The sequence below is a fragment of the Pantoea sp. UBA7232 genome (genome assembly GCF_002473195.1).
GTDB classification, from domain to species: Bacteria; Pseudomonadota; Gammaproteobacteria; order Enterobacterales; family Enterobacteriaceae; genus Pantoea; species Pantoea eucrina.
In genome coordinates this window covers 668971-693208 of the sequence record NZ_DKTK01000006.1, presented here as the reverse complement: position 1 = coordinate 693208, position 24238 = coordinate 668971, and the positions used below count along the sequence as shown (strand labels likewise).

At 56.7% G+C, this 24238-nt stretch carries 25 protein-coding genes and 1 other annotated feature; of the genes, 8 read left to right on the top strand and 17 right to left on the bottom strand.

All coding sequences use genetic code 11. The annotated features are described in order from the left end of the window. Window positions 1-51: 51 nt before the first annotated feature. From ihfA to B4056_RS06655, 9 genes are all read right to left on the bottom strand, one after another. Window positions 52-354: an integration host factor subunit alpha gene (ihfA, locus tag B4056_RS06695; RefSeq protein WP_021506246.1), complete on the bottom strand. Its 303-nt coding sequence runs from the start codon at window positions 352-354 to the stop codon at window positions 52-54. 4 nt (window positions 355-358) lie between these two features. Continuing rightward, entirely contained in the window at window positions 359-2746 is a 2388-nt protein-coding gene (gene pheT, locus B4056_RS06690; protein WP_288654187.1) for a phenylalanine--tRNA ligase subunit beta, read from the bottom strand. 14 nt (window positions 2747-2760) lie between these two features. Next, complete coding sequence (pheS, locus tag B4056_RS06685) at window positions 2761-3744, bottom strand: phenylalanine--tRNA ligase subunit alpha (RefSeq protein WP_039384066.1); 984 nt, start codon at window positions 3742-3744, stop codon at window positions 2761-2763. Window positions 3745-3814: 70 nt separating this feature from the next. Further along, window positions 3815-3940 (bottom strand) — a sequence feature (Phe leader region). Beyond that, a complete protein-coding gene (gene pheM, locus B4056_RS06680; protein ID WP_139074214.1) occupies window positions 3891-3935 on the bottom strand; it encodes a pheST operon leader peptide PheM in 45 nt (14 codons plus the stop codon). (Overlaps the previous feature by 45 nt.) Before the next feature lie 116 nt (window positions 3941-4056). Continuing rightward, window positions 4057-4413, bottom strand: coding sequence for a 50S ribosomal protein L20 (rplT, locus tag B4056_RS06675; RefSeq protein ID WP_039384062.1), 357 nt, complete (start codon window positions 4411-4413; stop codon window positions 4057-4059). An 85-nt stretch (window positions 4414-4498) separates the two neighbouring features. After that, window positions 4499-4696 carry a 50S ribosomal protein L35 gene (rpmI, locus tag B4056_RS06670; protein WP_010275699.1) on the bottom strand — a complete coding sequence of 66 codons (198 nt, stop codon included), beginning with the start codon at window positions 4694-4696 and terminating at the stop codon, window positions 4499-4501. 97 nt (window positions 4697-4793) lie between these two features. Further along, the gene (gene infC / locus B4056_RS06665) at window positions 4794-5345 is read right to left on the bottom strand and encodes a translation initiation factor IF-3 (RefSeq protein WP_039384061.1); all 552 of its coding nucleotides are present in this window, start codon (window positions 5343-5345) and stop codon (window positions 4794-4796) included. Window positions 5346-5349: 4 nt separating this feature from the next. Next, entirely contained in the window at window positions 5350-7278 is a 1929-nt protein-coding gene (thrS, locus tag B4056_RS06660; RefSeq protein WP_288654162.1) for a threonine--tRNA ligase, read from the bottom strand. 241 nt (window positions 7279-7519) lie between these two features. Then, window positions 7520-8281 (bottom strand): DUF481 domain-containing protein, encoded by a 762-nt coding sequence (locus tag B4056_RS06655; RefSeq protein WP_039384056.1) that lies wholly within the window; start codon window positions 8279-8281, stop codon window positions 7520-7522. A gap of 316 nt (window positions 8282-8597) precedes the next feature. Between B4056_RS06655 and ghoS the strand changes: the two genes are divergently transcribed. Together ghoS and B4056_RS06645 are read left to right on the top strand one after the other, a co-directional pair. Further along, complete coding sequence (gene ghoS / locus B4056_RS06650; RefSeq protein WP_039384054.1) at window positions 8598-8888, top strand: type V toxin-antitoxin system endoribonuclease antitoxin GhoS; 291 nt, start codon at window positions 8598-8600, stop codon at window positions 8886-8888. Between the two features lie 78 nt (window positions 8889-8966). Next, complete coding sequence (locus B4056_RS06645) at window positions 8967-9860, top strand: fructosamine kinase family protein (RefSeq protein WP_094111903.1); 894 nt, start codon at window positions 8967-8969, stop codon at window positions 9858-9860. A 4-nt stretch (window positions 9861-9864) separates the two neighbouring features. On the opposite strand, the gene B4056_RS06640 is transcribed toward B4056_RS06645, so the two are convergent. Further along, the gene (locus tag B4056_RS06640; RefSeq protein WP_039384049.1) at window positions 9865-10401 is read right to left on the bottom strand and encodes a YniB family protein; all 537 of its coding nucleotides are present in this window, start codon (window positions 10399-10401) and stop codon (window positions 9865-9867) included. Between the two features lie 145 nt (window positions 10402-10546). On the opposite strand from B4056_RS06640, the gene hxpB reads away from it, so the two are divergent. From hxpB to B4056_RS06625, 3 genes are all read left to right on the top strand, one after another. After that, window positions 10547-11215, top strand: a complete 669-nt coding sequence (gene hxpB, locus B4056_RS06635; protein WP_094111904.1) for a hexitol phosphatase HxpB — start codon at window positions 10547-10549, stop codon at window positions 11213-11215. 140 nt (window positions 11216-11355) lie between these two features. After that, on the top strand, window positions 11356-11943 hold the full coding sequence (locus tag B4056_RS06630; protein ID WP_094111905.1) for a metal-dependent hydrolase: 588 nt from the start codon (window positions 11356-11358) through the stop codon (window positions 11941-11943). Between the two features lie 157 nt (window positions 11944-12100). Further along, on the top strand, window positions 12101-13492 hold the full coding sequence (locus tag B4056_RS06625; protein ID WP_071668767.1) for an L-cystine transporter: 1392 nt from the start codon (window positions 12101-12103) through the stop codon (window positions 13490-13492). A gap of 65 nt (window positions 13493-13557) precedes the next feature. Here B4056_RS06625 and osmE read toward each other — a convergent pair whose 3' ends face one another. Then, window positions 13558-13893 (bottom strand): osmotically-inducible lipoprotein OsmE, encoded by a 336-nt coding sequence (gene osmE / locus B4056_RS06620; RefSeq protein ID WP_039384034.1) that lies wholly within the window; start codon window positions 13891-13893, stop codon window positions 13558-13560. 181 nt (window positions 13894-14074) lie between these two features. Here osmE and B4056_RS06615 point away from each other — a divergent pair, with 181 nt between their 5' ends. From B4056_RS06615 to cho, 3 genes are all read left to right on the top strand, one after another. After that, the gene (locus tag B4056_RS06615; RefSeq protein WP_288654159.1) at window positions 14075-15265 is read left to right on the top strand and encodes a multidrug effflux MFS transporter; all 1191 of its coding nucleotides are present in this window, start codon (window positions 14075-14077) and stop codon (window positions 15263-15265) included. A 117-nt stretch (window positions 15266-15382) separates the two neighbouring features. Then, window positions 15383-16210 (top strand): ammonia-dependent NAD(+) synthetase, encoded by an 828-nt coding sequence (gene nadE / locus B4056_RS06610; protein ID WP_039384028.1) that lies wholly within the window; start codon window positions 15383-15385, stop codon window positions 16208-16210. A gap of 111 nt (window positions 16211-16321) precedes the next feature. Continuing rightward, window positions 16322-17182, top strand: coding sequence for an excinuclease Cho (gene cho, locus B4056_RS06605; protein ID WP_039384025.1), 861 nt, complete (start codon window positions 16322-16324; stop codon window positions 17180-17182). A gap of 83 nt (window positions 17183-17265) precedes the next feature. On the opposite strand, the gene spy is transcribed toward cho, so the two are convergent. The 6 genes from spy to B4056_RS06575 all read right to left on the bottom strand — a co-directional run bounded on the left by spy (window position 17266) and on the right by B4056_RS06575 (window position 24121). Further along, complete coding sequence (spy, locus tag B4056_RS06600) at window positions 17266-17757, bottom strand: ATP-independent periplasmic protein-refolding chaperone Spy (protein WP_288654155.1); 492 nt, start codon at window positions 17755-17757, stop codon at window positions 17266-17268. Window positions 17758-18066: 309 nt separating this feature from the next. Further along, the gene (gene astE / locus B4056_RS06595; RefSeq protein ID WP_288654153.1) at window positions 18067-19056 is read right to left on the bottom strand and encodes a succinylglutamate desuccinylase; all 990 of its coding nucleotides are present in this window, start codon (window positions 19054-19056) and stop codon (window positions 18067-18069) included. Between the two features lie 26 nt (window positions 19057-19082). Further along, window positions 19083-20411 carry an N-succinylarginine dihydrolase gene (gene astB, locus B4056_RS06590; protein WP_039384020.1) on the bottom strand — a complete coding sequence of 443 codons (1329 nt, stop codon included), beginning with the start codon at window positions 20409-20411 and terminating at the stop codon, window positions 19083-19085. Next, the gene (gene astD, locus B4056_RS06585) at window positions 20398-21876 is read right to left on the bottom strand and encodes a succinylglutamate-semialdehyde dehydrogenase (protein ID WP_094111908.1); all 1479 of its coding nucleotides are present in this window, start codon (window positions 21874-21876) and stop codon (window positions 20398-20400) included. Before astD ends, astB begins: the two co-directional genes overlap by 14 nt. Then, window positions 21873-22904: an arginine N-succinyltransferase gene (gene astA / locus B4056_RS06580; protein ID WP_039384017.1), complete on the bottom strand. Its 1032-nt coding sequence runs from the start codon at window positions 22902-22904 to the stop codon at window positions 21873-21875. The genes astD and astA overlap by 4 nt, the downstream gene beginning before the upstream one ends. Next, window positions 22901-24121: an aspartate aminotransferase family protein gene (locus tag B4056_RS06575; RefSeq protein ID WP_288654149.1), complete on the bottom strand. Its 1221-nt coding sequence runs from the start codon at window positions 24119-24121 to the stop codon at window positions 22901-22903. The genes astA and B4056_RS06575 overlap by 4 nt, the downstream gene beginning before the upstream one ends. Window positions 24122-24238: the final 117 nt, after the last annotated feature.

Genomic DNA, 24238 nt, shown 5'->3' with positions numbered 1-24238 from the left:
CTGGCGCAGCAATAAAAAAGGCCGCTGAGCGGCCTTTTTATCATACTGAAATCAGTCAGCATCCTTCGGTGACGCGTTTTCAACGCGACTTTTCAGCTTTTGCCCCGGACGGAAGGTCACCACACGGCGCGCCGTGATAGGAATATCCTCTCCCGTTTTCGGGTTACGGCCCGGACGCTGGTTTTTGTCGCGCAGATCAAAGTTACCAAATCCGGACAGCTTAACCTGTTCTCCATTTTCCAGCGCGCGGCGAACTTCTTCGAAAAAAAGCTCGACCAACTCTTTGGCGTCGCGTTTGCTCAACCCGAGTTTTTCAAACAGATATTCTGACATTTCAGCTTTTGTAAGCGCCATAGGTTCAATCCCTCAAGGTTGCCTGGAATCGCTCTTTTAATGCTGCTACACATCTGGCAACGGTCGCAGCAATCTCCTCTTCTTCGAGTGTCCGGCTGGTATCCTGCAAAATCAGGCTAATCGCAAGGCTCTTTTCGCCTTCGTTCACGCCTTTACCACGGTACACGTCAAACAAGTTTACGCCAACTACCTGATTTACGCCAACTTTCTTACACTCTGCGATGATATCTGCTGCAGGGACGCTTTCTGCCACCACAACAGCGATATCACGGCGGTTAGCCGGGAAGCGTGAAATCTCACGCGCGTCAGGCAGGACGCGGTCTGCAACCTTATTCCAAAGCAGTTCAAACACTAAGGTACGACCGTTGAGATCCAGCTTGCGTTCCAGCTCCGGGTGAACCACCCCGATAAATCCGATTTGTTCATTGTCCAGCCAGATAGCCGCTGTTTGTCCGGGATGCAGCGCCGGATTGGCAGCCGCGCGGAATGAAATCGCTTCAGATTTGCCGGTTAATTCCAGCAGCGACTCTAAATCGCCTTTCAAATCATAGAAGTCAACCGGCTGACGCGCCAGATCCCAGTGCTCTTCGTCACGATGACCGCTCATTACGCCCGCCAGCATAAGATCCTGGCGAATGCCGAGATCGGCCTGCGTATCAGGCACAAAGCGCAGACCGCTCTCGAACAGGCGCACACGCCCCTGCTGGCGATTCTGGTTGTAAACCACTGAGCTGAGCAGACCGGTCCAGAGTGACAGGCGCATTGCTGACATATCGCTGGAGATAGGGCTTGGCAGGATAAGCGCCTCTTCCCCCGGATGCAGCAGCTGCTGCACTTTAGGATCGACAAAGCTGTAGGTGATCGCTTCCTGATAGCCTTTGTCTGTCAGCAGCGTTTTCGCCCGCTTCAGCGACAGGCTGGCTTCACGATGCTGCGTCATAATCAGGCTGGCTTTTACCGGCACATCAGGGATGTTGTTGTAGCCGTAAACGCGGGCAACCTCTTCAACCAGATCTTCCTCAATCGCCATATCAAAACGCCAGCTCGGTGCCACCGCTTTCCACTCGCCTTCGCCCTGCGTGACCTCGCAGCCGAGCCGGGTCAGGATATCTGTCACCTGTTCGTCGGCGATAACGTGGCCAATCAGGCGATCGAGTTTTGTACGGCGCAGCGTAATCGTGGCGCGCGGCGGCAGTTTACAGGCATCAGTCTGATCGATAACCGGACCGGCTTCACCACCGCAGATATCCAGCAGCAGGCGGGTCGCACGTTCAATCGCTGTATGCTGCAGCGCCGGATCGACACCACGCTCATAGCGATGTGACGCATCAGTATGCAGTCCGTGGCGGCGTGCGCGGCCGGTAATGGCCAGCGGATCAAAGTAGGCGCACTCAAACAGCACGTTACGTGTCGCTTCATTTACGCCTGAGTGCTCACCGCCAAAAATACCGCCCATCGCCAGCGCCTGCTGGTGATCGGCAATAACCAGCGTGTCATTCTGCAATTTTGCTTCGGTGCCATCCAGCAGGGTCAGCGTCTCATTCTCCTGCGCCATACGCACCACAATGCCGCCGCTGATGCGGTCGAGATCGAAGGCGTGCATCGGCTGACCCAGCTCAAGCAGCACATAGTTAGTGACATCGACCACCGGGTCAATTGAGCGAATGCCGCAGCGGCGCAGTTTCTCACGCATCCAGAGCGGCGTTTCAGCTTTGACATTGATACCTTTAATTACGCGTCCCAGGTAGCGCGGACAGGCGTCGGTAGCGTCGATGCGGATCGGGAATGTATCGGTAATGGTCGCCGCAACCGGTTCTGCTGCAGGCGCCGTCAGCGGCAGTCCGTTAACCACGGCCACATCACGCGCCACGCCGGCGATGCTCAGGCAGTCCGCACGGTTTGGCGTCACGCTGATCTCGATAGTATTGTCATCCAGCTTCAGGTAGTCGCGAATGTCGCATCCTACTGGCGCATCGGCTGGCAGTTCGATAATACCGTTGTGATCGTCGGAAATACCCAGCTCTGAGAAGGAGCAGAGCATGCCTTCAGAAGGCTCGCCGCGCAGTTTGGCCGCTTTGATTTTGAAATCACCTGGCAGTACGGCACCGACGGTAGCCACTGCCACTTTCAGTCCCTGGCGGCAATTAGGCGCGCCGCAGACGATATCCAGCAGGCGATCGCCACCGACATTAATTTTGGTTACGCGCAGTTTATCCGCGTTCGGGTGCTGGCCGCACTCCACCACTTCACCCACGACTACGCCATGAAACGCGCCGGCAACGGGATCAACACCATCAACCTCAAGGCCTGCCATGGTGATCTGTTCAGACAGCGCAGCGCTGTCCAGGGCTGGATTTACCCATTCGCGTAACCAGAGTTCACTGAATTTCATTGGATAACCTGCCCTTATTTAAATTGTTTGAGGAAACGTAAATCATTTTCGAAGAAAGCACGCAGATCGGTGACGCCATAGCGCAGCATGGTCAGACGTTCCATGCCCATACCAAAGGCGAAGCCGGAGTAAATTTCCGGATCGATGCCGACGTTACGCAGTACATTCGGATGCACCATGCCGCAGCCCAGTACTTCCAGCCATTTGCCATTTTTGCCCATTACATCCACTTCCGCTGAAGGTTCAGTAAAGGGGAAGTAGCTCGGGCGGAAGCGGATCTGCAGATTCTCTTCAAAGAAGTTATTCAGGAAATCGTGCAGCGTTCCTTTCAGGTTGGTAAAGCTGATGTCTTTATCGACAATCAGGCCTTCCATCTGGTGGAACATCGGCGTGTGGGTCTGATCGTAATCATTACGGTAAACGCGGCCCGGCGCGATAATGCGGATCGGCGGCTGCTGATTTTTCATGGTGCGGATCTGCACGCCTGAGGTCTGCGTACGCAGCAGGCGCGTGGCATCAAACCAGAAGGTGTCATGATCGGCGCGGGCCGGATGGTGACCCGGAATATTCAGCGCGTCGAAGTTATGATAGTCATCTTCAATTTCCGGTCCGGTCACCACGGCAAAACCCAGCTCGCCGAAAAAGTTTTCGATGCGGTCAATGGTGCGCGTTACCGGATGCAGACCGCCGTTTTCGCTGCGGCGTCCGGGCAGTGAGACATCAATCGTTTCTGCCGCCAGGCGCGCATTCAGCGCCGCACTCTCCAGCGTATTTTTACGGGCGTTAAGATGATCCTGTACCTGCTGTTTTGCTTCGTTAATCACCGCACCTGCCGCCGGGCGCTCTTCAGCCGGCAGTTCACGCAGGGTGGTCATCTGCAGGGTAAGGTGCCCTTTTTTACCCAGAAATTCGACGCGTACAGCGTCCAGAGCGGCGATATCCGACGCCTCGTCGATGGCGGCCGTGGCACGGGCCACCAGGTCTGCGAGTTGGGACATGATTTCCTCTTCTTCCAGCCGGGCTGGTCAGTTCTTGTTGGGATCCGGGATCCGATTAAGTCTCGCCAGAAACAAAAAAGCCTCCACGAGGGAGGCTTTCAGCGCGATTTTTCGTTTCTTTTCTTATGCGCACAAGCCCCTGATGTTCAGGCGCTAAAGTAAAAAAAGAAACGGAAAAGAGCAGCGTGCATGCTTGCATTACCTTGAGAAAATTAAAAACCGCCCTATTGAAATGCCCGGCGGCGAAAATGTCAATCTTTTGCGTGAGTTGCAGGTAATAAAAAAGGGAGCAAGCTCCCTTTTTTACCTGACTTACGCCAGAGCTGATTTCGCTTTTTCTACCAGAGCAGCGAAGGCTGCTTTGTCGAATACAGCGATGTCAGCCAGGATTTTACGGTCAATCTCAATGGACGCTTTTTTCAGGCCATTGATGAAACGGCTGTAAGACATACCGTTCTGACGCGCCGCTGCGTTGATACGCGCGATCCACAGCTGACGGAACTGACGCTTACGCTGACGACGGTCGCGGTAAGCATACTGACCAGCTTTGATAACAGCCTGGAAAGCAACGCGGTAAACACGTGAACGTGCACCGTAGTAGCCTTTAGCTTGTTTTAAGATTTTTTTGTGACGTGCGCGAGCAATTACACCACGTTTTACGCGAGCCATGAGCTCTCCTTAATCATATTCTGTTTTGCCGGTGCCCTGCTGGCGATAAGCCTTACAGCGCGACGGGCGAATTAAAAAAATTTACTTATGCGTACGGCAGGCAGGCAATAACCAGACCCAGATCGCCTTTAGACACCAGGCCTTTTGGACGCAGGTGACGTTTACGCTTGGTAGACTTTTTGGTCAGAATATGACGCAGGTTTGCGTGCTTACGCTTGAAGCCGCCAGAGGCGGTCTTCTTGAAGCGCTTAGCCGCGCCACGTACAGTTTTAATCTTTGGCATTTTTACAAATATCCACTTCGCATTGTTAAAAAAATGAACCAGACAGGCGAATAATTCCGCACAGCGCGAACGCTGCGCGGCATCGTTACTTGAAAGCCTACTGTTTCTTCTTGGGTGCGAGCACCATAATCATCTGGCGGCCTTCGATCTTCGAAGGGAAGGACTCGACCACTGCCAGATCGATATCTTCACACAGATCTTTACGGACGCGGTTAAGCACTTCCATACCGATCTGCTGGTGCGCCATCTCACGACCGCGGAAACGCAGCGTAATTTTGGCTTTATCGCCCTCTTCCAGAAAGCGCATCAGGCTGCGGAGTTTTACCTGATAGTCGCCATCATCGGTACCAGGACGGAATTTAATTTCCTTAACCTGGATAACTTTCTGCTTCTTCTTCTGTTCCTTAGAAGACTTACTCTTTTCATAAAGGAACTTGCCGTAATCCATAATACGGCATACCGGCGGTTCGGCGTTCGGGCTGATTTCAACTAAATCTACGCCAGCTTCTTCAGCTTTCTCAATCGCTTCGCGTAGAGAGACAATGCCAAGTTGCTCGCCGTCAACGCCAGTGAGGCGCACTTCGGTGGCTCGGATTTCGCCGTTAATACGGTTTGGACGCGTCGGTTGTACTCGTTTTCCGCCTTTAATAACCTTATTCCTCTAATTGGTGAAGATGTCGGCTGCGAATCTCTTGTTGCAGCTTCTCAACAAACACATCTACGTCCATGCTCCCGAGGTCTTTACCACGGCGGGTGCGCACGGCAACTTTGCCTGCTTCCACCTCTTTCTCACCGCAAACCAGCATATAAGGGACGCGACGCAATGTGTGCTCGCGGATTTTAAAGCCTATCTTCTCGTTTCTCAAGTCTGCTTTGACACGAATGCCAGCATTTTGCAGTTTCTTTGTCAGTTCACTGACATATTCTGCCTGATTGTCAGTGATATTCATCACTACAGCCTGTACCGGTGCCAGCCAGCTCGGGAAGAAACCAGCGAACTCTTCAGTCAGAATACCGATAAAGCGCTCCATAGAGCCCAGAATCGCACGGTGAATCATCACCGGTGTCTGACGGTCGTTGTTTTCACCCACATAGGTGGCATCAAGACGTTTTGGCAGAGAAAAGTCTAGCTGAACCGTGCCACACTGCCAGGCACGATCGAGACAATCATACAGGGTGAACTCGATTTTCGGGCCGTAGAATGCCCCTTCACCCGGCTGATACTCAAAGGGGATATCATTCTCTTTCAATGCTTCGGCCAGGTCAACCTCTGCGCGATCCCACATCTCATCGGTACCGATGCGTTTTTCCGGACGGGTAGACAACTTCACGACGATTTTTTCAAAACCGAACGTGCTGTACATGTCGTACACCATACGAATACAGCTGTTTACTTCGTCGCGCACCTGATCTTCAGTACAGAATACGTGAGCATCATCCTGCGTAAAGCCGCGTACGCGCATCAGACCATGGAGCGCACCCGATGGCTCGTTACGGTGGCAGCTACCGAACTCTGCCATACGCAGCGGCAGATCGCGATAGGACTTCAGACCCTGATTGAAGATCTGCACGTGACCCGGGCAGTTCATCGGTTTAATGCAATATTCGCGGTTTTCTGAAGAGGTGGTAAACATCGCCTCTTTGTAGTTTTCCCAGTGGCCGGTTTTTTCCCACAGCACGCGGTCCATCATAAACGGACCTTTTACTTCCTGGTAATCATACTCTTTCAGTTTGGTACGGACAAAAACTTCCAGCTCGCGGAAAATCGTCCAGCCGTCATTGTGCCAGAACACCATGCCCGGCGCCTCTTCCTGCATATGGTAGAGATCGAGCTGTTTACCAATTTTGCGATGATCGCGTTTTGCTGCCTCTTCCAGGCGCTGCAGATAGGCTGACAGCTGCTTCTTATCTGCCCAGGCCGTGCCGTAAATACGCTGCAGCATTTTGTTATCGCTGTTGCCGCGCCAGTAAGCGCCCGCAATTTTCTGCAGCTTAAAATGGTGGCAGAAGCGCATGTTCGGCACGTGCGGACCGCGGCACATATCCACATACTCTTCATGATGATAGAGGCCAGGACGATCGTCGTGACTGATATTCTCATCAAGGATTGTGGTTTTATAGCTTTCGCCACGCGCAGCAAAGACGTCGCGCGCTTCCTGCCAGCTGACTTTTTTCTTTACCACGTTGTAATTGGTTTCAGCCAGCTGGTGCATACGCTGTTCCAGCTGTTCCAGATCTTCCTGCGTCAGCGTGTGGTCGAGATCGACGTCATAATAGAAGCCGTTATCGATGACCGGGCCAATCGCCATTTTGGTATCAGGCCACAGCTGTTTAATAGCATGGCCCAGCAGGTGCGCGCAGGAGTGCCGGATAATCTCCAGACCCGCTTCATCTTTTGCGGTGATGATTGCTACCTGAGCATCGTCGGTGATGGGATCAACCGCATCTACCAGCTCACCGTTTACGCGACCGGCGATACAGGCTTTCGCCAGGCCGGGACCAATATCCAGCGCAATATCCATTACGCTGACCGGGTGGTCAAAAACGCGCTGGCTGCCGTCAGGAAGAGTAATTACTGGCATTTTATATCCTTAAATTGCAGTGGTAAGCCACACGAAAGCCTACATGCAACACTGTGTTTGGTGTGTGTACCCGGCGTGATGTCAGACCCACATTGTCGGAATGACGCCAGGCGCATAAAGCGGCAAATATGATAACAGCTTTCACCCTGCAGCAAAACCCGCCTTGCGGGCTAAGTCTAAGCAAACACGAAAAAAAACCGCCGTGCAGCCTGAGCCGGACGGCGGTTTTCTGGTATGGCAGTTACATTGCGTAGGAGAGCTGAATCGTGGTTTTGGTATCGGTACGATCGGGCGCGGACTCTGGCGGATTGTTGTTCCAGGTCACGTTGTAGCCCATCTTCAGCGCAAAGTGCTCATTGATGGCGACCTGCAGGGCCGTTTCTGAGTTCACCGTAGTATCTTCGCCGAAGCTGCTCAGCACGGATACACCCTGAATGAATTTCGTGGTATCCGTCAGCTGCCACTGATAGCTGACTGCGCCATAGCCCAGCGCTTTGGTCTCATGCCCGCCGTCGTGAAAGTCGTCGTAACGTACGCCCGGACCAAATTCCGCGCGCAGAGAGTGCACCGGACCGTTGAGGATCTGGCGACCATAACCGGCCGTCAGCACGTCGCGGGAATCGTAACCATTCAGACGATCGCTCAGCCAGCTGGCCTGACCAAACAGATAATCAGCGCTGTTCATGTTGTAGCGGCTGCGGCCACCGATATTGTAGGTTTCAGATGAACGCTCATCGTTGGATGAGGTGTTCGCCGCGTTGCCCCACAGGCTGTAAGCCGTTGAGGTCTGATACCAGGTCATGCTGGTTGAAGCCGTCAGCGAAGAGCTGGTGGTATTACCGGTTTGCGCCAGGTAACCGGCTGATGCGCTGCCTTCAAACGGCTGTTTGGCCGTTGAAGGATCATCCATTGAGGTGAAGACAGCGTTATCAGCAAAAGCCTGGTGACAAAATGCTCCGGCAGAGAGCAGAAAAATAGCGGACAGCTTATTAAGAACTTTCATTAAAGGGTGATCCGTGCGGCAATTTAAAAACAGGTGAGTCTGCAGCGTTTTTACCGGCAATCAATGCAATTTACTGTAAGTTTTGTAAAAAATTATGAGGCGGCATCAGGCCGTTCCCTGCATCAACCAGCATGATACGTTGCAGACGCGTTCACTAACGGCGCGCATTATAGGTGCCGTTCAGAGAAATAACAGCCCGCAATTATCAGGAATTTTGCCGCTGCTGACACAGCCTTACGCTGCAACTGAACAAAATTCGCTCTCAGCTGTGGGGTGGACTACGCTGAAATCTGTTTGGTTACAGTGAGGTGAGAAAATGAGCACGCTGGACGTTATGAGTTACGTTGTCACTTTCCACTATCAGGAGTCGGGGCTAAGCGATCTTCAATCGCTGACCAGCGCTATGGTCAATAGCGGATATAGCACCACCCTGCACGATGCTGAAGGACATCCGCATGAACTGGGAACCAACAGCTTCGGCATTGTCAGCACGCTGACGCCTGAAGCGGTTTCGGAGCAGGCTGCGCGTATTGCAGAGGTGGCATTGCATCAGTCTCCGCAGACAAAGGTTACAACGCTGCAGCAATTTTTGCAGAACCCTGTCTGAGGCCGCCGGTAAAACTGGCCTTGCCTATTTTTTGCGCGCTACAATTGCAGCGATATCGCGATTAACGAGGAGCCCGCCATGTGGTCAGCCATCAGCCGCCTGTTAAGCGAACAGACTCAGCCAGCAGAGATTACGCAGCGCGAGCCCCTGCCCGGCGGGGATATCCATCCCGCCTGGCGTATCCGCTACGGCGATCTGGATGTCTTCGTCAAGTGCAACACCCATGACCGGCTGGACCTGTTCCGCTGGGAGGCCGATCAGCTCAGTCTGCTGGCGCGCACGCAGACAGTCCGGGTGCCGACCGTCTACGGCGTCGGCAGCACGCGCGACGCCAGTTTTCTTCTGCTGGAGTATATTCCGCCGCAGCCGCTCAGCGCGGAAGCGGGTTATCAGCTCGGGCAGCAGCTGGCGCGCCTGCATCAATGGAGTGAGCAGCGCCAGTTCGGACTCGATTTCGATAATAATATTACCACTACCCTGCAGCCCAATAGCTGGCTGCGGCGCTGGTCGCTGTTTTTTGCGGAGCAGCGTATCGGCTGGCAGCTGCAGCTGGCAGCGGAACGCGGTGTAACCTATGGTGACATGAATCAGATTATTGACAGCGTTCAGCAGGCGCTGGCTCATCATCATCCGCAGCCTTCGCTACTGCATGGCGATCTCTGGCCTGCCAACTGTGCAGATAGCAGCAGCGGGCCATGGATTTTCGATCCTGCCTGCTACTGGGGTGACCGCGAATGCGACCTGGCGATGCTGAGTTATTACCATGAACTGCCGCGTGAGATCATGCAGGGCTATCACGCAGAGTGGCCGCTGGCAGAGGGATTTTCGCAACGCCAGCCTGTATATCAGCTCTATTACCTGCTGAACCGCGCGAACGTTTTTTCCGGCCAGTGGCAGGAGGAGGCGCAGTTTGCCGTCAGTCAGCTGCTTAGCGACGACAAACTGGCGCAGGATCGGGCCAGACCGGCCTGATGATTTAAAGCATGCCCAGCAGCGTCAGTAAAAAGTAGCCGGCAACAGCAATAATTACTGGCAGGATATAGAGCGGAAAAATCTGCAGCAGAATAGTGTGGTGCGGGACGCGGATTTTTTCCTCAAGCTGCGCGCGCGTGCGGCCTTCGCTGCCCTTTGCCTGCTCCAGAATCAGCTGATCTTCAATGCCCTCTTTAACATGCCGCGACTGGCGCCACATGCGCGCACCCGATGCCTGTAAAGCCATGCCGATGAAAATCAGCGCATAAACGATCCAGAAACCGATATTTGCCCCGCCGTGAAAATCGGGCACCGGCGAGTTGTGCCAGAACGGATTGAGAAACGACGTATTGAACTTAAGCATGTCCACCATGACATGGATAAAATCCAGCAATACGGCATCCAGTCCGGGCTGCTTTACGCTGTGCTGATATAAATAACCGAGCATGGAAACAATTGTCGACAGCAGTGCCGGAATGAAAATGATCCAGCCAGCCACGCGCTTAAGGATGGCGACCTGGCCAGCCTGTTGGTATGTCATGCAGACTTCCCTATACAGATAATTATTTTGCCCTAAGTCTACCTGCAGTCGGCGATTTTTTCCTGAAAAATGCGTTACCTGTCGCGTCCTTGTTTTCGCACTCTGGCGTGATAAGGTGGCGCAAACCGCTAAGAAGGATATTGTCATGCGCTATCGTCGTCCGGTGTACGCCGCTATTTTTGATATGGATGGTTTACTGATTGATTCTGAACCGCTGTGGGATCAGGCTGAGATGGAGGTACTGGCAAGCCTTGGCGTTGACGTCAGTCGTCGCGCGGAGCTGCCTGACACGCTTGGCCTGCGCATCGATCAGACCGTACGCATGTGGTATGAGGCACAGCCGTGGCAGGGTGCGACTCAGGCCGACGTCACGGCGCGTATTATCGATCGTACGCTATCGCTGATCGAAGCGCAGCAGCCGCTGCTGCCCGGTGTCGATCAGGCGCTGCAGCTCTGTCAGCAGCAGGGGCTGCGGATTGCGCTCGCTTCCGCTTCGCCGCTGGCCATGCTGGAGCGGGTGCTGGAGATGTTCCGGCTGCGGCCCTGCTTTTCCGCCCTCGCCTCCGCTGAAGCGCTGCCGCTGAGCAAACCTCATCCGCAGGTCTATCTGAATGCGGCAGCGGCGCTTGATATCGATCCGCTTAACTGTGTGGCGCTGGAAGACTCCTTCAACGGCATGATCGCCTGTAAAGCGGCGCGCATGCGTTCTATTGTGGTGCCTGCGGCTGCACACTACGCGGATGCCCGCTGGGCGCTGGCAGAAGTGCGGCTGCCGAGCCTGACGGAACTGCGCGCAGAGCATCTGTTTAACTGACCGCAGGGTGTATGGCGCAGTCTGATACAGCGGTCAGCCAGCGCGAAAATAATTCACTCTTCGTTACAGCGTCACCGTTCTCATTTACTGGATAAATCCCTATACTGGATGCATTGACAGTTTTGTATCCGGATTTAATCATGACGGCCGAAGGCCATGTAATTTTTGCTATCGCCAGCGCTATTTTTGCCAAGCGTGCTGAGCTGACACCGGTTCTGGCTGCGGCGGACTGGTGGCATCTGGTTCCCGCTACGCTGCTGACCTGCCTGCTGCCGGATATCGACCACCCCCGATCCACGCTGGGCCAGCGTTTTCGCTGGCTCTCTCAGCCCATCGCGCGGGCGTTTGGACATCGCGGTTTTACCCACAGTTTGCTGGCAGTGGCTATCAGCCTGTGGCTGTTTAAAGTGAACGTGCCGGCAGACTGGTTTCTGCCGGCGGATGTGCTGCAGGGACTGACGCTGGGCTACCTGAGCCATATCGTGGCTGACATGCTGACGCCAGCTGGCGTTCCGCTGCTGTGGCCCTGCCGCTGGCGCTTTCGTCTGCCTATTCTCAGAAGCCAGAGCGGTAATCAGCTGGAGCGGATACTTTGTCTGGGACTGGTGGTTGCGGCGCTCTGGTTTCCGGCTGGCATGCCTGATTTTGGTGCAAACGGCTGGCCGCAGCAGCTGTTTGATACACTGCAATCCAGCGTGAACCGGTTAATTAATCCGCTAAACGGATAATAATTACGCCATATTAAACAAAAAGTTATAACCCATACTTTTTGGGTATAAGCCTGCACTTAATTGTGCTGCTAACATCCCTGACATTCTCTGATAGAAATTTACGTTACGCTATGCCGCCTGCACTTTGCAGGACGGCATCTTTCTGGAGTTAAGTATGGATTTCCCTCTTATTATCAACATAGTGGTCTTTGCCGCTCTGCTGGTGCTGCTTAACCGCATTGGCAACCAGAGCTGGAGCCTGTCAAAGCGCGTACTGACCGGCCTGGTGCTGGGCGTGCTGTTTGGCCTGGCGCTTCAGGCGGTTTATGGCGAAAACAGCGCAGTGGTTAAGGATTCGATCGGCTGGTTTAATCTGGTCGGTAATGGCTATGTACAGCTGCTGCAGATGATTGTTATGCCGCTGGTATTCGCCTCAATACTGAGCGCGGTGGCGCGTCTGCATAACGCCTCCTCGCTGGGCAAAATCAGCGTGCTGACCATCGGTGTACTGCTGTTTACCACGGCTATCTCCGCGCTGGTCGGCGTGATGGTGACCGGCCTCTTCCACCTCAGCGCTGAAGGGCTGGTGCAGGGTGCGCAGGAGACCGCGCGTCTGAATGCTATTCAGAGCAACTATGCGGGTAAAGTCGCCGATCTCAGCACGCCGCAGCTGCTGCTCTCTTTCATCCCTAAAAACCCGTTTGCCGATCTGGCAGGCGCGAACCCGACCTCCATTATCAGTGTCGTTATCTTTGCTGCTTTCCTCGGCGTCGCTGCACTGCATCTGCTGCGCGATGATAAAGTGAAAGGTGAACGCGTACTGGCCGCGATTGATACGCTGCAGTCCTGGGTGATGAAACTGGTGCGCCTGATCATGAAGCTGACGCCATATGGCGTACTGGCTCTGATGACCAAAGTGGTCGCCGGCTCTAACCTGCACGATATCGTTAAGCTGGGCAGCTTTGTTCTCGCCTCCTATCTTGGCCTTGCGATTATGTTTGGCGTGCATGCGCTGCTGCTGTCGATCAACGGCATCAATCCGCTGCGCTTCTTCCGCAAAGTATGGCCGGTGATCACTTTCGCTTTCACCAGCCGCTCCAGCGCGGCCAGCATTCCGCTGAATGTGGAAACGCAGACGCGCCGTCTCGGCGTGCCGGAAGCGATTGCCAGCTTTTCCGCCTCCTTCGGTGCCACAATTGGTCAGAACGGCTGTGCCGGACTCTATCCGACAATGCTGGCCGTGATGGTTGCTCCTACTGTCGGTATTAACCCGTTTGATCCGGTCTGGATCGCCACGCTGGTCGGGATCGTCACCCTGAGTTCCGCTGGCGTAGCCGGTGTGGGCGGCGGTGCTACCTTTGCTGCGCTGATTGTGCTGCCGGCAATGGGGCTGCCGGTGACGCTGGTCGCGCTGCTGATTTCCATTGAGCCGCTGATTGATATGGGCCGTACCGCGCTCAACGTGAACGGTTCAATGACGGCCGGTTCGCTGACCAGCCGCTGGCTGGGTCAGACCGACAAAAAAATTCTGGAGAGCGATGAGCACGCCGAACTGGCGCATCGCTAAGCGCTGACTTCAGCATGAAAAAGGGCCCGTCTCAGACGGGCCCTTTTTTATTCAGCAAAAAAGAGTTACTGCGCAACCTGCGGATCGGTGTCGTACTCTTTGCAGCTCTGGAAGCCGTAGTTCATCACGCGACCGGTATCGTTGTAGCTGACAAAATAGGTCTGCATTTTGCCATCGCGCTCGCCGATAACGTAAGTCTGGCAGGTGCCACGCGCGTGCGCCATGGTCACTTCGGTCGAAGCCGGACCCGCAATCTGACGCACCTGTTCACGCGTCATGCCTTTTTTAACATCTTTTACCACCGGTTTGGTGACATAACTTTCCGCGCGATCGTAAGTGGTACAACCAGACAGAGCAGCCAGCGTCATAGCGGCAGCGATACATCCCAGCACTTTATTCATTTTTTGTTCCTCATACTTTGTCCATGTCGGAATAAGCCTGGAACACAAATTCAGATTTATCAACCTGGTGGCGACGCTTTTAGATGCGTTCATCGCAATATATCCGGAGTAAAAAAGCTGTGCTGCTGCGCCCTGCTCCGTATAATCGCGCGGTTAACTTTTTACCCGGCTCAGAGGCCCCATGACATCTGTACACCCTAACCGGCTGGTTTACGCCATCACGCTCGGACTTCTGGCGGCGCTCGGACCGCTCTGTATCGACCTCTATCTCCCCGCGCTGCCTGAACTGGCGCGCGATCTGCACACGCAGACCTCCACCGCTCAGCTCAGTCTGACTGCCGGCCTGCTGGGCCTCGGGGCGGGACAGCTGCTATTTGGTCCCATGAGCGATAAATTTGGCCGCATCCGGCCCCTGCTGCTGTCGCTGCTGCTGCTGTTTATTGCCTCTGTCGGCTGCGCGCTGGCAAAAGATATCCATTCGCTACTGATTGCCCGCCTGTTTGAGGGGCTGGCTGGCGCTGGCGGTGCCGTGCTGTCGCGCGCTATCGCCCGGGATATGTATAGCGGACACGAGCTGACGCGCTTTTTTGCGCTGCTGATGCTGGTCAACGGCCTTGCACCGGTGGGAGCGCCGGTACTGGGCGGCGCGCTGATGACAATCATGAGCTGGCGCGGCATTTTTCTCGTACTGGCGGCGATCGCCATTCTGCTGATTCTGCTGGCGCGCTGGCAGCTGCATGAGACGCTGCCGCCTGCACGCCGTAGCCAGGGCTCTCTGTTTTCCGCCTGGGCGGCGCTGGGCCAGGTCGTTACGCATCGGCCCTTTATGGGTTTTTGCCTGACGCAGGGCTTTATGATGTCAGGCATGTTTGCCTATATCGGCGCCTCACCGTTTGTGCTGCAGCAGATCTACGGCCTCTCGCCTCAGGCGTTCAGCCTCTGCTTTGCTGCCAACGGGTGCGGCCTGATTATCGCCTCACAAACCAGCGCACGGCTCTGTCCGCTCTGGGGCGAATACCGGGTGCTTAAGGGCGGGCTGGCGCTGGCATTTGTCGCCTCCGCCACCCTGCTGACCGCCGCGCTGAGCGACGCCGCCCTGCCGGTGATTCTGGTGGCGCTATTTTTCTCTATTGCCAGTAACGGTGTAATCGCAACCACCGCCGCATCGCTGGCGATGCAGAGTCAGGGGCACCGCGCCGGCAGTGCTTCTGCGGTTATCGGCGTCACCATGTTTACGCTGGGCGCCATCAGCGTGCCGGTTAGCGGCGTGGGCGGGACCTCGGTTATCAGCATGAGCGCCACCATTTTCGGCTGCTTTATGCTGGCAATCCTGATGTTTACCCTGCTGGCGCAGCGGCCTGAAAGCGCCTGATTCAGCAGCAAACCGTCTGCGCCAGTCGCCGTTTGGCTTGTTGTTTTGCGGCCAAGGCGTTAGCTTTAGCTGATGTTACGCATCATGCCGTCAGGCTTCTGACTTGAGGAGAGGTTCATGTCACTGCAGCAGGAAATTATTCAGGCCCTTGGTGTTAAACCCGCTATCGATCCGCAGCAGGAGATCCGCGTCAGCGTCGATTTCCTGAAAGCGTACCTGAAAGCGCATCCTTTTCTGAAAACGCTGGTGCTGGGCATCAGCGGCGGGCAGGACTCAACGCTGACCGGTAAGCTGGCGCAGATGGCGGTCAGCGAGCTGCGTCATGAGACCGGCGATAAAGAGTACACCTTTATTGCCGTGCGCCTGCCGTATGGTAAACAGGCCGACGAGCAGGATTGTCAGGATGCGCTGGCGTTTATTCAGCCCGATCGTACCCTGGTGGTGAATATCAAAGAGGCGGTGCTGGCGAGCGAGCGCGCACTGCAGGAAGCGGGTATTGCGCTGTCAGATTTTGTCCGCGGTAACGAAAAGGCGCGTGAACGCATGAAGGCGCAGTACAGCATCGCCGGCATGACCAAAGGTATCGTGCTGGGCACCGATCACGCGGCGGAAGCGGTGACCGGTTTTTATACCAAATATGGCGATGGCGGCAGCGACGTGAACCCGATCTTTCGCCTTAACAAAGGCCAGGGTAAACAGCTGCTGAAGGCGCTGGGCTGCCCGGAGCACCTCTGGATGAAACATCCCACGGCCGATCTTGAAGACGATCGTCCCGGCCTGCAGGATGAGGTGGCGCTTGGCGTAACCTATCAGCAGATCGATGATTATCTGGAAGGCAAAACCATCAATGCCGAATCGGCGAAAATTATCGAGGGCTGGTACACCAAAACCGAACATAAGCGCCGTATGCCGGTGACTGTGTTTGACGACTACTGGAAAAAGTAGCCCCTCCCTGCGACTCCCCCTCTGCGGAGAGAGAGTCGCGCCTCGCTTGCCACTGGCGATAAAAGCAGCACGCTGATACACTGTATACAAAACCAGTAAGCGGAGCATTCTTTGGTCAGACGAGCAACCAGCCATCGCCTCGACTTTGACGCGGCGGCAATCTATCAATATCCCGAACACCTGCGCCAGTGGCTTGAAGGGCTGCCTAAAGTGCCTGGCGTCTATACCTTTCACGGCGAGAGTGAAAATCTGCCTCTTTATATCGGCAAGAGCATTAATTTGCGCAGCCGGGTTATGGCGCATTTTCGCACCACGGATGAAGCGAGCATGCTGCGTCAGGCGCGGCGCGTAAGCTGGATCCCCACCGCCGGCGATATTGGCGCGCAGCTGCTGGAAGCGCAGATGATTAAAACGCAGCAGCCGTTATTTAATAAGCGCCTGCGCAAAAATCGTCAGCTCTGCTCACTTCAGCTGGGAGAAGGCGCGCCGGAAGTGGTCTATGCAAAAGATGTCGATTTCTCTCGTTCACCCGATCTCTACGGGCTGTTTCGCAGCCGTTTTGCCGCGCTGGAGAAGCTTAAAAGCATGGCCGATGAGCTGCAGCTCTGTCACGGCCTGCTTGGGCTGGAGAGCCTGCGGCCAGGGCGCGGCTGCTTTCGCGCAGCACTGAAGCGCTGTGCCGGCGCCTGCTGCGGAAAAGAGAGTGTTGAAGCGCACCAGCAGCGGCTCCGCGAGGGGCTGGAACGCTTTCGCGTGGTGTGCTGGCCGTGGGAAGGCCCGGTTGGCATGGTGGAGCGCGGCGCTGAGATGACACAAATCCATGTGATCGATCACTGGTTCTGGCTGGGTTCTGTTGCCACTGAAGCGGAAGCGCGCCAGCTGCAGCGCGCGCGCCAGGGGTTTGATCACGACGGCTATAAAATTCTCTGCCGTCCGCTGCTTTCCGGCGAGTTCCCGCTGATAGAACTATAAAAAAAACCGCCGACGCTGTTCAGGGCGGTACTCTGCCCTGAACAGCGCCGGCGGTCTTAATCCGGATCGATCACGGTGTGTGTTTACTCACCGTCAGCAGGCGGTGGTGGCATTTTACCATCGTGTGGCGCTTTTTCCGTCAGGCGCGTTTCGAAATTGGCGTTGTACTGCTTTTTCTGTTCCGGCGTCAGTACGTTGTAGATTTTGTTCTGGGTTTCCATCATGCGTACCGCATTCTCTTTGGCGTTTGCGGTCATCTTCTCAGCCTGTGCTTCCGCTTTGCTGCGATCAAAGCTGTCGGCGGCAATAATGGCATGGTTCGCGCGGCGCGCCTCCGGCGACGGGCGCTGAATCTCTTTATGACCATCCTGCATGATGGTGCGGATCTGTGTTTTCTGCGCATCGGTCAGAGTAATGCCTTTGAACATCTCCATACCGTGATGACGCATCGGCTTATGCATCGGCTTTTCAGTGCCGGCCGGCGGTGGCGTCAGGTTATCGGCCGCAGCGTGGACGATATTGGCGGCACCCAGTGCCATTGCGGTAGCCAGAAAAACAGAAGTCAGTTTACGCATAATATTGTCCTTTCTTGTCAGTTATATGACGACAGCCTGTGTCGCGTCTTCGGAAACAAGCATACGACGCTGAACGTCAACTACTCAGAACCTGAGTAAAGCCCTGAAAGCATAGAAGATAGATATCGTGCAATCGTGGAGAGATTGCGAAGAATTACGTGAGAAAATGCAAAAAAGTATGACAATAGCGGGAAAATGGCAGGAATTAAGGAGGAGTGTAATGAGTTTGCCCGCGCCGGGAAAGCAAAATGTTAAGCGATCGCTATCAGCATGGCTGACGCCATCAGGCGTCAGCCATGCTGCAGCCGTTTATTGCGCCGGCATCTGTGCGTTCTCTTCCGTCAGCATCAGCCCGGCGCGTAATCCCGGCGCCACCTGCGGATTGGGAAACAGTACATATTCCCGCGCCTGCTGTACGTAATAGCGCGTGTCGCCCTCTTCTGCCAGCAGCGTGCCCTGGGGAAACGCGGTGAAATTCAGCGTGTCCGCGCTCATATGCAGCGTAAATCCCTCTCCCTGACGGGTGATTTGTTGTGAAACGTGATAGCGCCGCGGCTGCGTATGCGGCTGCGGCCACGTTTCGCCCTCCAGCAGCGCAGCGAGTGCCCGCTGCACTGCCCTGAACTGCGCGAGATCATTTTCACCAAACGGCAGCGCCTTACCCAGTTCCAGCGTCGAACTCGCCGCATGATGATGCTCACAACTATAGTGGGTGAAGGTGCCGCCCGGCGCACGATGAAAAACCAGCGCCTCCAGCTCAGCTGCGGCCAGCCACTGCATAAACGTATCCGGCCACGGTCGCGCGTTCGCGGGCATAACGGCAAAGCGTGGATAATAAGAGCCGCGAATAGCGGTATGCAGATCAAGATGCCAGCGCGACGTCTGCCTGTGGCAGCTGCGCCAGAAGCGCTCCATCACCTGTTCCAGCTGCAGGGCGCGCTGTGCCTCACTGGTTTCACTGACCCGCTGCCAGCGGCCACCAAACAGCCGGTTGAGATCGTACTGCTGATAGCGACGGCCGCTGCGCAGCGCCGCCGGATTACCCAGTATCACCAGCAGCCGCACCGCCAGCGGTTTTTCTCCGCTAAGCAGCGGCGCCAGCAGCTGCTCCACTATCTCCACCGGCGCGGTTTCATTGCCGTGGATCCCGGCTGACAGCACCAGCGCCCGGTCGCAGTGCGTCAGCGGCGTCAGCGAGAGGATCCCTTCCGCCTGCCACTGCCAGCGCAGATAAGCTGTCTCGCCCTGCGTGACGGCAGGCGGCGTGCCCGCCAGCGTCTGCTGTAAAAAACTGCGCATATTTTCTCCTTAATCCTGCCTCAGCCTCAGCGCTGAAAGGCGTAGACGCTGCCCAGCTTCAGCAGCTGCGTCAGCGCATCCAGAGCGTCACGCCCCTCCTGCAGCAGCGCCGGATCGGCTAAATCCGCCTGCGTGAGATAGTCGCGATAGTGGCGTTCTGCCCACTGGCTGAGCTGCGTAAACAGCTGCTCGTTCATCATTACCGCCGGGTTGACCGCCCGCTGCTCTTCTGCCGTCAACACAACCCGCAGGCGCAGGCAGGCTGGCCCGCCGCCGTTGCACATGCTTTCACGCAGATCGAATACCGTGAGCTCCCGAATCGGTCCGCCGCTCTCTGCCAGCTCCGTCAGATAAGCCCAGACGCCCGGATGCTGCCGTGCCTCTTCAGGCAGTATCAGCCGCATACCGCCATCGGGGTGCTGCAGCAGCTGACTGTTGAAGAGATAGGTCGCCACCGCGTCGCTGACGGATACGCGCGCGCGCGGCACCACGATGGCGGTAAACCCCGGCACCCGCTCTGCCAGCTGCTCCAGCAACGCAGGCTGATTGACGAAAGCCTCTTCGTGACAGAACAGCACCTGCTGATTACTGACGGCAATCACGTCGTTATGGAAAACGCCCTGATCGATCACCGCCGGGTTCTGCTGCACGAAGAGCGTGCGCGCCTCGTCAAGCTGATGCAGACGCGCGACCGCTCTGCTCGCTTCCAGCGTCTGGCGCGCCGGATAGCGTTCCGGCGTGATGCCGGCGTGCTGCCCTTCGCGTCCATAGACGAACAGCTGCAGGCCGGCGTCGCCGTAGCGCGCCCCGAAGCGATTGTGATTCGCGGCTCCTTCGTCACCAAACAGCGCCACCTGAGGCAGTGCGTCATGCACGCAGAAACGCTGCGGGTCGCGGAAGATCGCCCGCAGCAGATCAGCCGTTTCCGGTGCTTCAATGGACCGGTGAAACTTATTATTCAGATTGGCAACGGTAAAATGAACGCGTCCGTCACCGCTGTCTGCCGAGGGCGATACGGTGGCCGCGTTGGCAACCCACATCGCCGAGGCTGAACTGGCGGCTGAGAGCAGCTGCGGCGCCTGCTGCGCAGCGCGCGCCAGCACCTGCGCGTCACTGCCGTAAAAACCGAGCTGGCGCAGCAGCGGCAGATTAGGCCGCTCGTGCGGCGGGATCACGCCCTGCAGATAGCCGAGATCGGCCAGCGCTTTCATTTTGCGCAGTCCCTGCAGCACCGCCAGCCTGGGATTAGAGGGCTGCAGCTGATTGCGGGTTGACGCCTCATTACCAAATGAGAGGCCCGCGTAGTGGTGCGTCAGGCCAACCAGTCCATCAAAATTGACTTCAGCTGCGTTCATGGCGCGCTCCCTGAGCAGAGAAATCGAGACCCGGCGAGAGCGTATCGGGCAGGGCCAGACTGCTGCTCTCCAGGGTTGCCATCGGCCAGGCGCAGTAATCTGCAGCGTACCAGGCGCTGGCGCGGTGGTTGCCGGAGGCGCCTATGCCGCCAAACGGCGCGGTGCTGGCCGCACCGGTCAGCGGCTTGTTCCAGTTGACGATACCGGCGCGCGCCTCCAGCAGCAGCTGATCAAACTGCGCCCGCTGCGGTGAGATCAGACCGCATGAGAGGCCATAGCGCGTGGCGTTAGCCAGCGTAATCGCCTCACTGTAGTCGTCATAACGGATGATTTGCAGCAGCGGTCCGAACACCTCCTCATCCGGCAGCGCACTTACATGGGTCATATCGATAATGCCTGGCGTAATAAGTGCGCGCTGGCGATCCGGCCACTGCATATTCAGCAGCACTTCACCGCCCAGCGCCACGCGCTGCTGCCACGCCTGATAGATCTGTCCGGCCGCCGCAGGCGAAATGACGCTGCCCATAAATGGCTGTGGCTCAGCATTCCACGCTGCGGGCTGCAGCCGGGCGCTGACAGCCACCAGCCGCTGCAGAAACGCGTCGCCCGCCGCGCCACGTTTTACCAGCAGGCGACGTGCGCAGGTGCAGCGCTGCCCGGCAGAAATAAAAGCTGACTGGATGGCGATATGTACGGCGCCATCAATATCGGCCGGATCTTCCACAATCAGCGCATTATTGCCACCCATCTCCAGCGCGAGCATCTTCTCCGGCTGGCCGGCAAACTGCCGGTGCAGGTGATACCCGGTAGCCGCGCTGCCGGTAAACAGTACGCCATCAATCTGCTCTGCCTGTGCCAGCGCCTGGCCGCTTTCCCGTCCGCCCTGCACCATATTGATGACCCCCGCCGGGAGCGCTGCCTGCTTCCACAGCTGCACGGTGCGTTCCGCCGTCAGCGGCGTCAGCTCGCTCGGCTTAAACACCACGCAGTTTCCTGCCAGTAGCGCGGGCACAATGTGGCCATTTGGCAGATGCCCCGGAAAATTATAGGGCCCGAATACCGCCAGTACACCGTGCGGACGATGGCGCAGTGCGCTTTCACCCGACTGCTGTTCGCCGGTACGGGCGTGATACGCTTTCACTGAAATGGCAATTTTATTGATCATCGCCTGCACTTCCGTCAGCGTCTCCCAGCGCGGCTTGCCGGTTTCCTGTGAGATGATCTCCGCCAGCTCCACCTTATGCTGCTCCAGCAGCGCGGCAAAGGTTTCAATTCCTGCCTGACGTGCCGTGAACGGCAGGCGCGCCCAGTGCGGGAACGCTGCGCGGGCTGCCGCACAGGCGGCGCTGACCTGAGCCGCAGAGGCGGCGTTGCCCTGCCACAGCTGTTCGCCTGAGACCGGATCGGCTTTTGTGAAGAGGTCACCGTCGCCGCGCAGCCACTGATTATTAATAAAGTGCGTCATGCCTGTTTCTCCTCACGGCAGAGTGTTACAACCCGTAGCGCATCACCATATTCACAGCGCAGCGCCTGACGCTGGCTCTCACTGAGGCAGACGTGACCGGCGGCGATATCCACCGGCAGTAGCGTGGCGCGAAACTGCTGATAGTTGCTGTTAGCGACCAGGCAGAGCGGCCAGTGCGCCTGCGCGTCACCGGCGCCTGCCGGCAGCAGCGTACTTTTGCGAATGGCCCGGATACGATCAATTTCACACTCCAGCGTCGGTCCGCCATCAAAGATGTCGACATAGTTCTGATAGCGAAAACCTTCCGCTTCCAGCACCGCGCGCGCCGGCGCCGTTTTCGGGTGTACTTCACCAATGACGCGCTGCGCTGCCTCGCTGAGATAGTGAATATAGAGCGGATGTTTCGGCATCAGCTCTGCGATAAACGCTTTCTGACCGGTACCGCTAAGAAAATCAGCCTGGCGAAACGGCATAGAGAAGAAATGGCTGCCCACGCTCTCCCAGAAAGGGGAATGACCGCTGTCATCGCTGACGCCGCGCATCTCTGCCACCACGTTGCGCATAAAGCGATCGCGGAAGTTCGCCATAAAAAGAAAGCGTGATTTAGAGAGTAAATAGCCGTTTCTGCCGTCGCGGTAGTCGGGATCGAGAAATAGCGTACAGAGTTCGCTGCTGCCGGTGTGATCGTTGCTGAGCGACAGCACTGGCAGGCTGGCATACACGTTCAGCTCTCTGGAGGCGTGTACCTGCGTGCCAACCCGAAAGTTGTACCACGGCTCCTGCAACCCGACCGCCACTTCAATCGCGCAGATCCCCACGGCCCGGTTATCGTCACTGTCGGCCAGCACAAAGACGTAACCCTGTTCAGCGCGCGGCAGCGCCCCCTGCCAGGTCAGCAGTGAACGCTCAATACGCGCCTGCAGCGTGGCGCTGTCTTCCGGCAGCGAGGTAAGGCCGCCGCCGGTTTTACCCGCCAGCAGAAGCAGCTGCGCCAGGTCATCATGTTCAACCGGGCGGATCACCATCATGATGTGGCTCCTCTGAGAATACGTTCACAGGCGCGCTCAAAACGCGCCAGCCCCTGCTGCACCTCCTCCTGGCTGATGTTTAGCGCGGGCGCAAAGCGCACGACGCTGGCACCGGCAATCAGGACCATGACGCCCTCTTCGGCGGCCGTGAGATTGAACTGTTTGGCTTTTCCGGCGAAATCGTCGTTGAGTACGGCGCCAATCAGCAGCCCGAGGCCGCGAATAGTTTTAAACACCGGCAGCCGCTGGTTAATCGCCTGGAGCCGATCAACAAACCACTGATGCCGCTCGGTCACGCCAGCGAGAAAAGCGGGCTGGTTGACCAGCTCCAGCACTTTACCCGCTACCGCGCCTGCCAGCGGGTTACCGCCATAAGTGGTACCGTGGGTGCCCACCCCCATTACCTGCGCCAGATCCTCACGCGTCAGCATGGCACCAATCGGAAAGCCGCCGCCCAGCGCTTTTGCGGTACTCAGCACATCCGGCGTAACGCCATAGTGCATATAGGCGTAAAGCGATCCGGTGCGTCCCACACCGCTCTGCACTTCATCAAAAATCAGCAGCGCCTGATGGCGGTCGCACAGCTCCCGCAGGCCGCGCAGGAAGGCTGCATCGGCAGGTAAGACGCCGCCCTCGCCCTGAATCGGTTCAACAATCACGGCGCAGGTGTTGTCGTTAATCAGCGCGGCGGCCGATTCCAGGTGATTAAACTGCGCATGCTGAATGGCCGGCGGCAGCGGCGCAAAGTCGCGCGAATAGGCGGGCTGGCCGCCAGCCGACACCGTAAACAGGGTGCGGCCATGAAAAGCGTTAGTGAACGCCACAATGCCGCTTTTTTGATCGCCGAAACGGTCGTGTGCCACTTTGCGCGCCAGCTTAAGCGCAGCTTCGTTCGCCTCAGCGCCGGAGTTGCAGAAGAAAACGCGGTCGGCAAAGGTGGCATCAATCAGCTGTTTTGCCAGCCGCAATACCGGCTCGTTGGTATAGCCATTGCCGGTATGCCACAGCTTTGCCGCCTGCTCTGTCAGCGCCTGCTGCAGCGCCGGGTGTGCATGACCCAGCGCATTCACTGCGATCCCGCCAGCAAAATCGATATACTCTTTGCCCTGTTGATCCCACAACCGCGATCCTTCAGCCCGTACCGGTATAAAGGTTGCGGGTGCATAGACCGGCATCATCCATTGATCAAAATCGTGACGTGTAACCTGCAGTGACATAGCCGGATCTCCTGCCTCACCCCGGGTGAAGCTATTGTTTTAAAATTGTTAAGAGTGCGTAATCAGCAGCCCGACTATAAGGTGCAGCAAGCGTGCCAGCCAGAGGGAATAATGCAT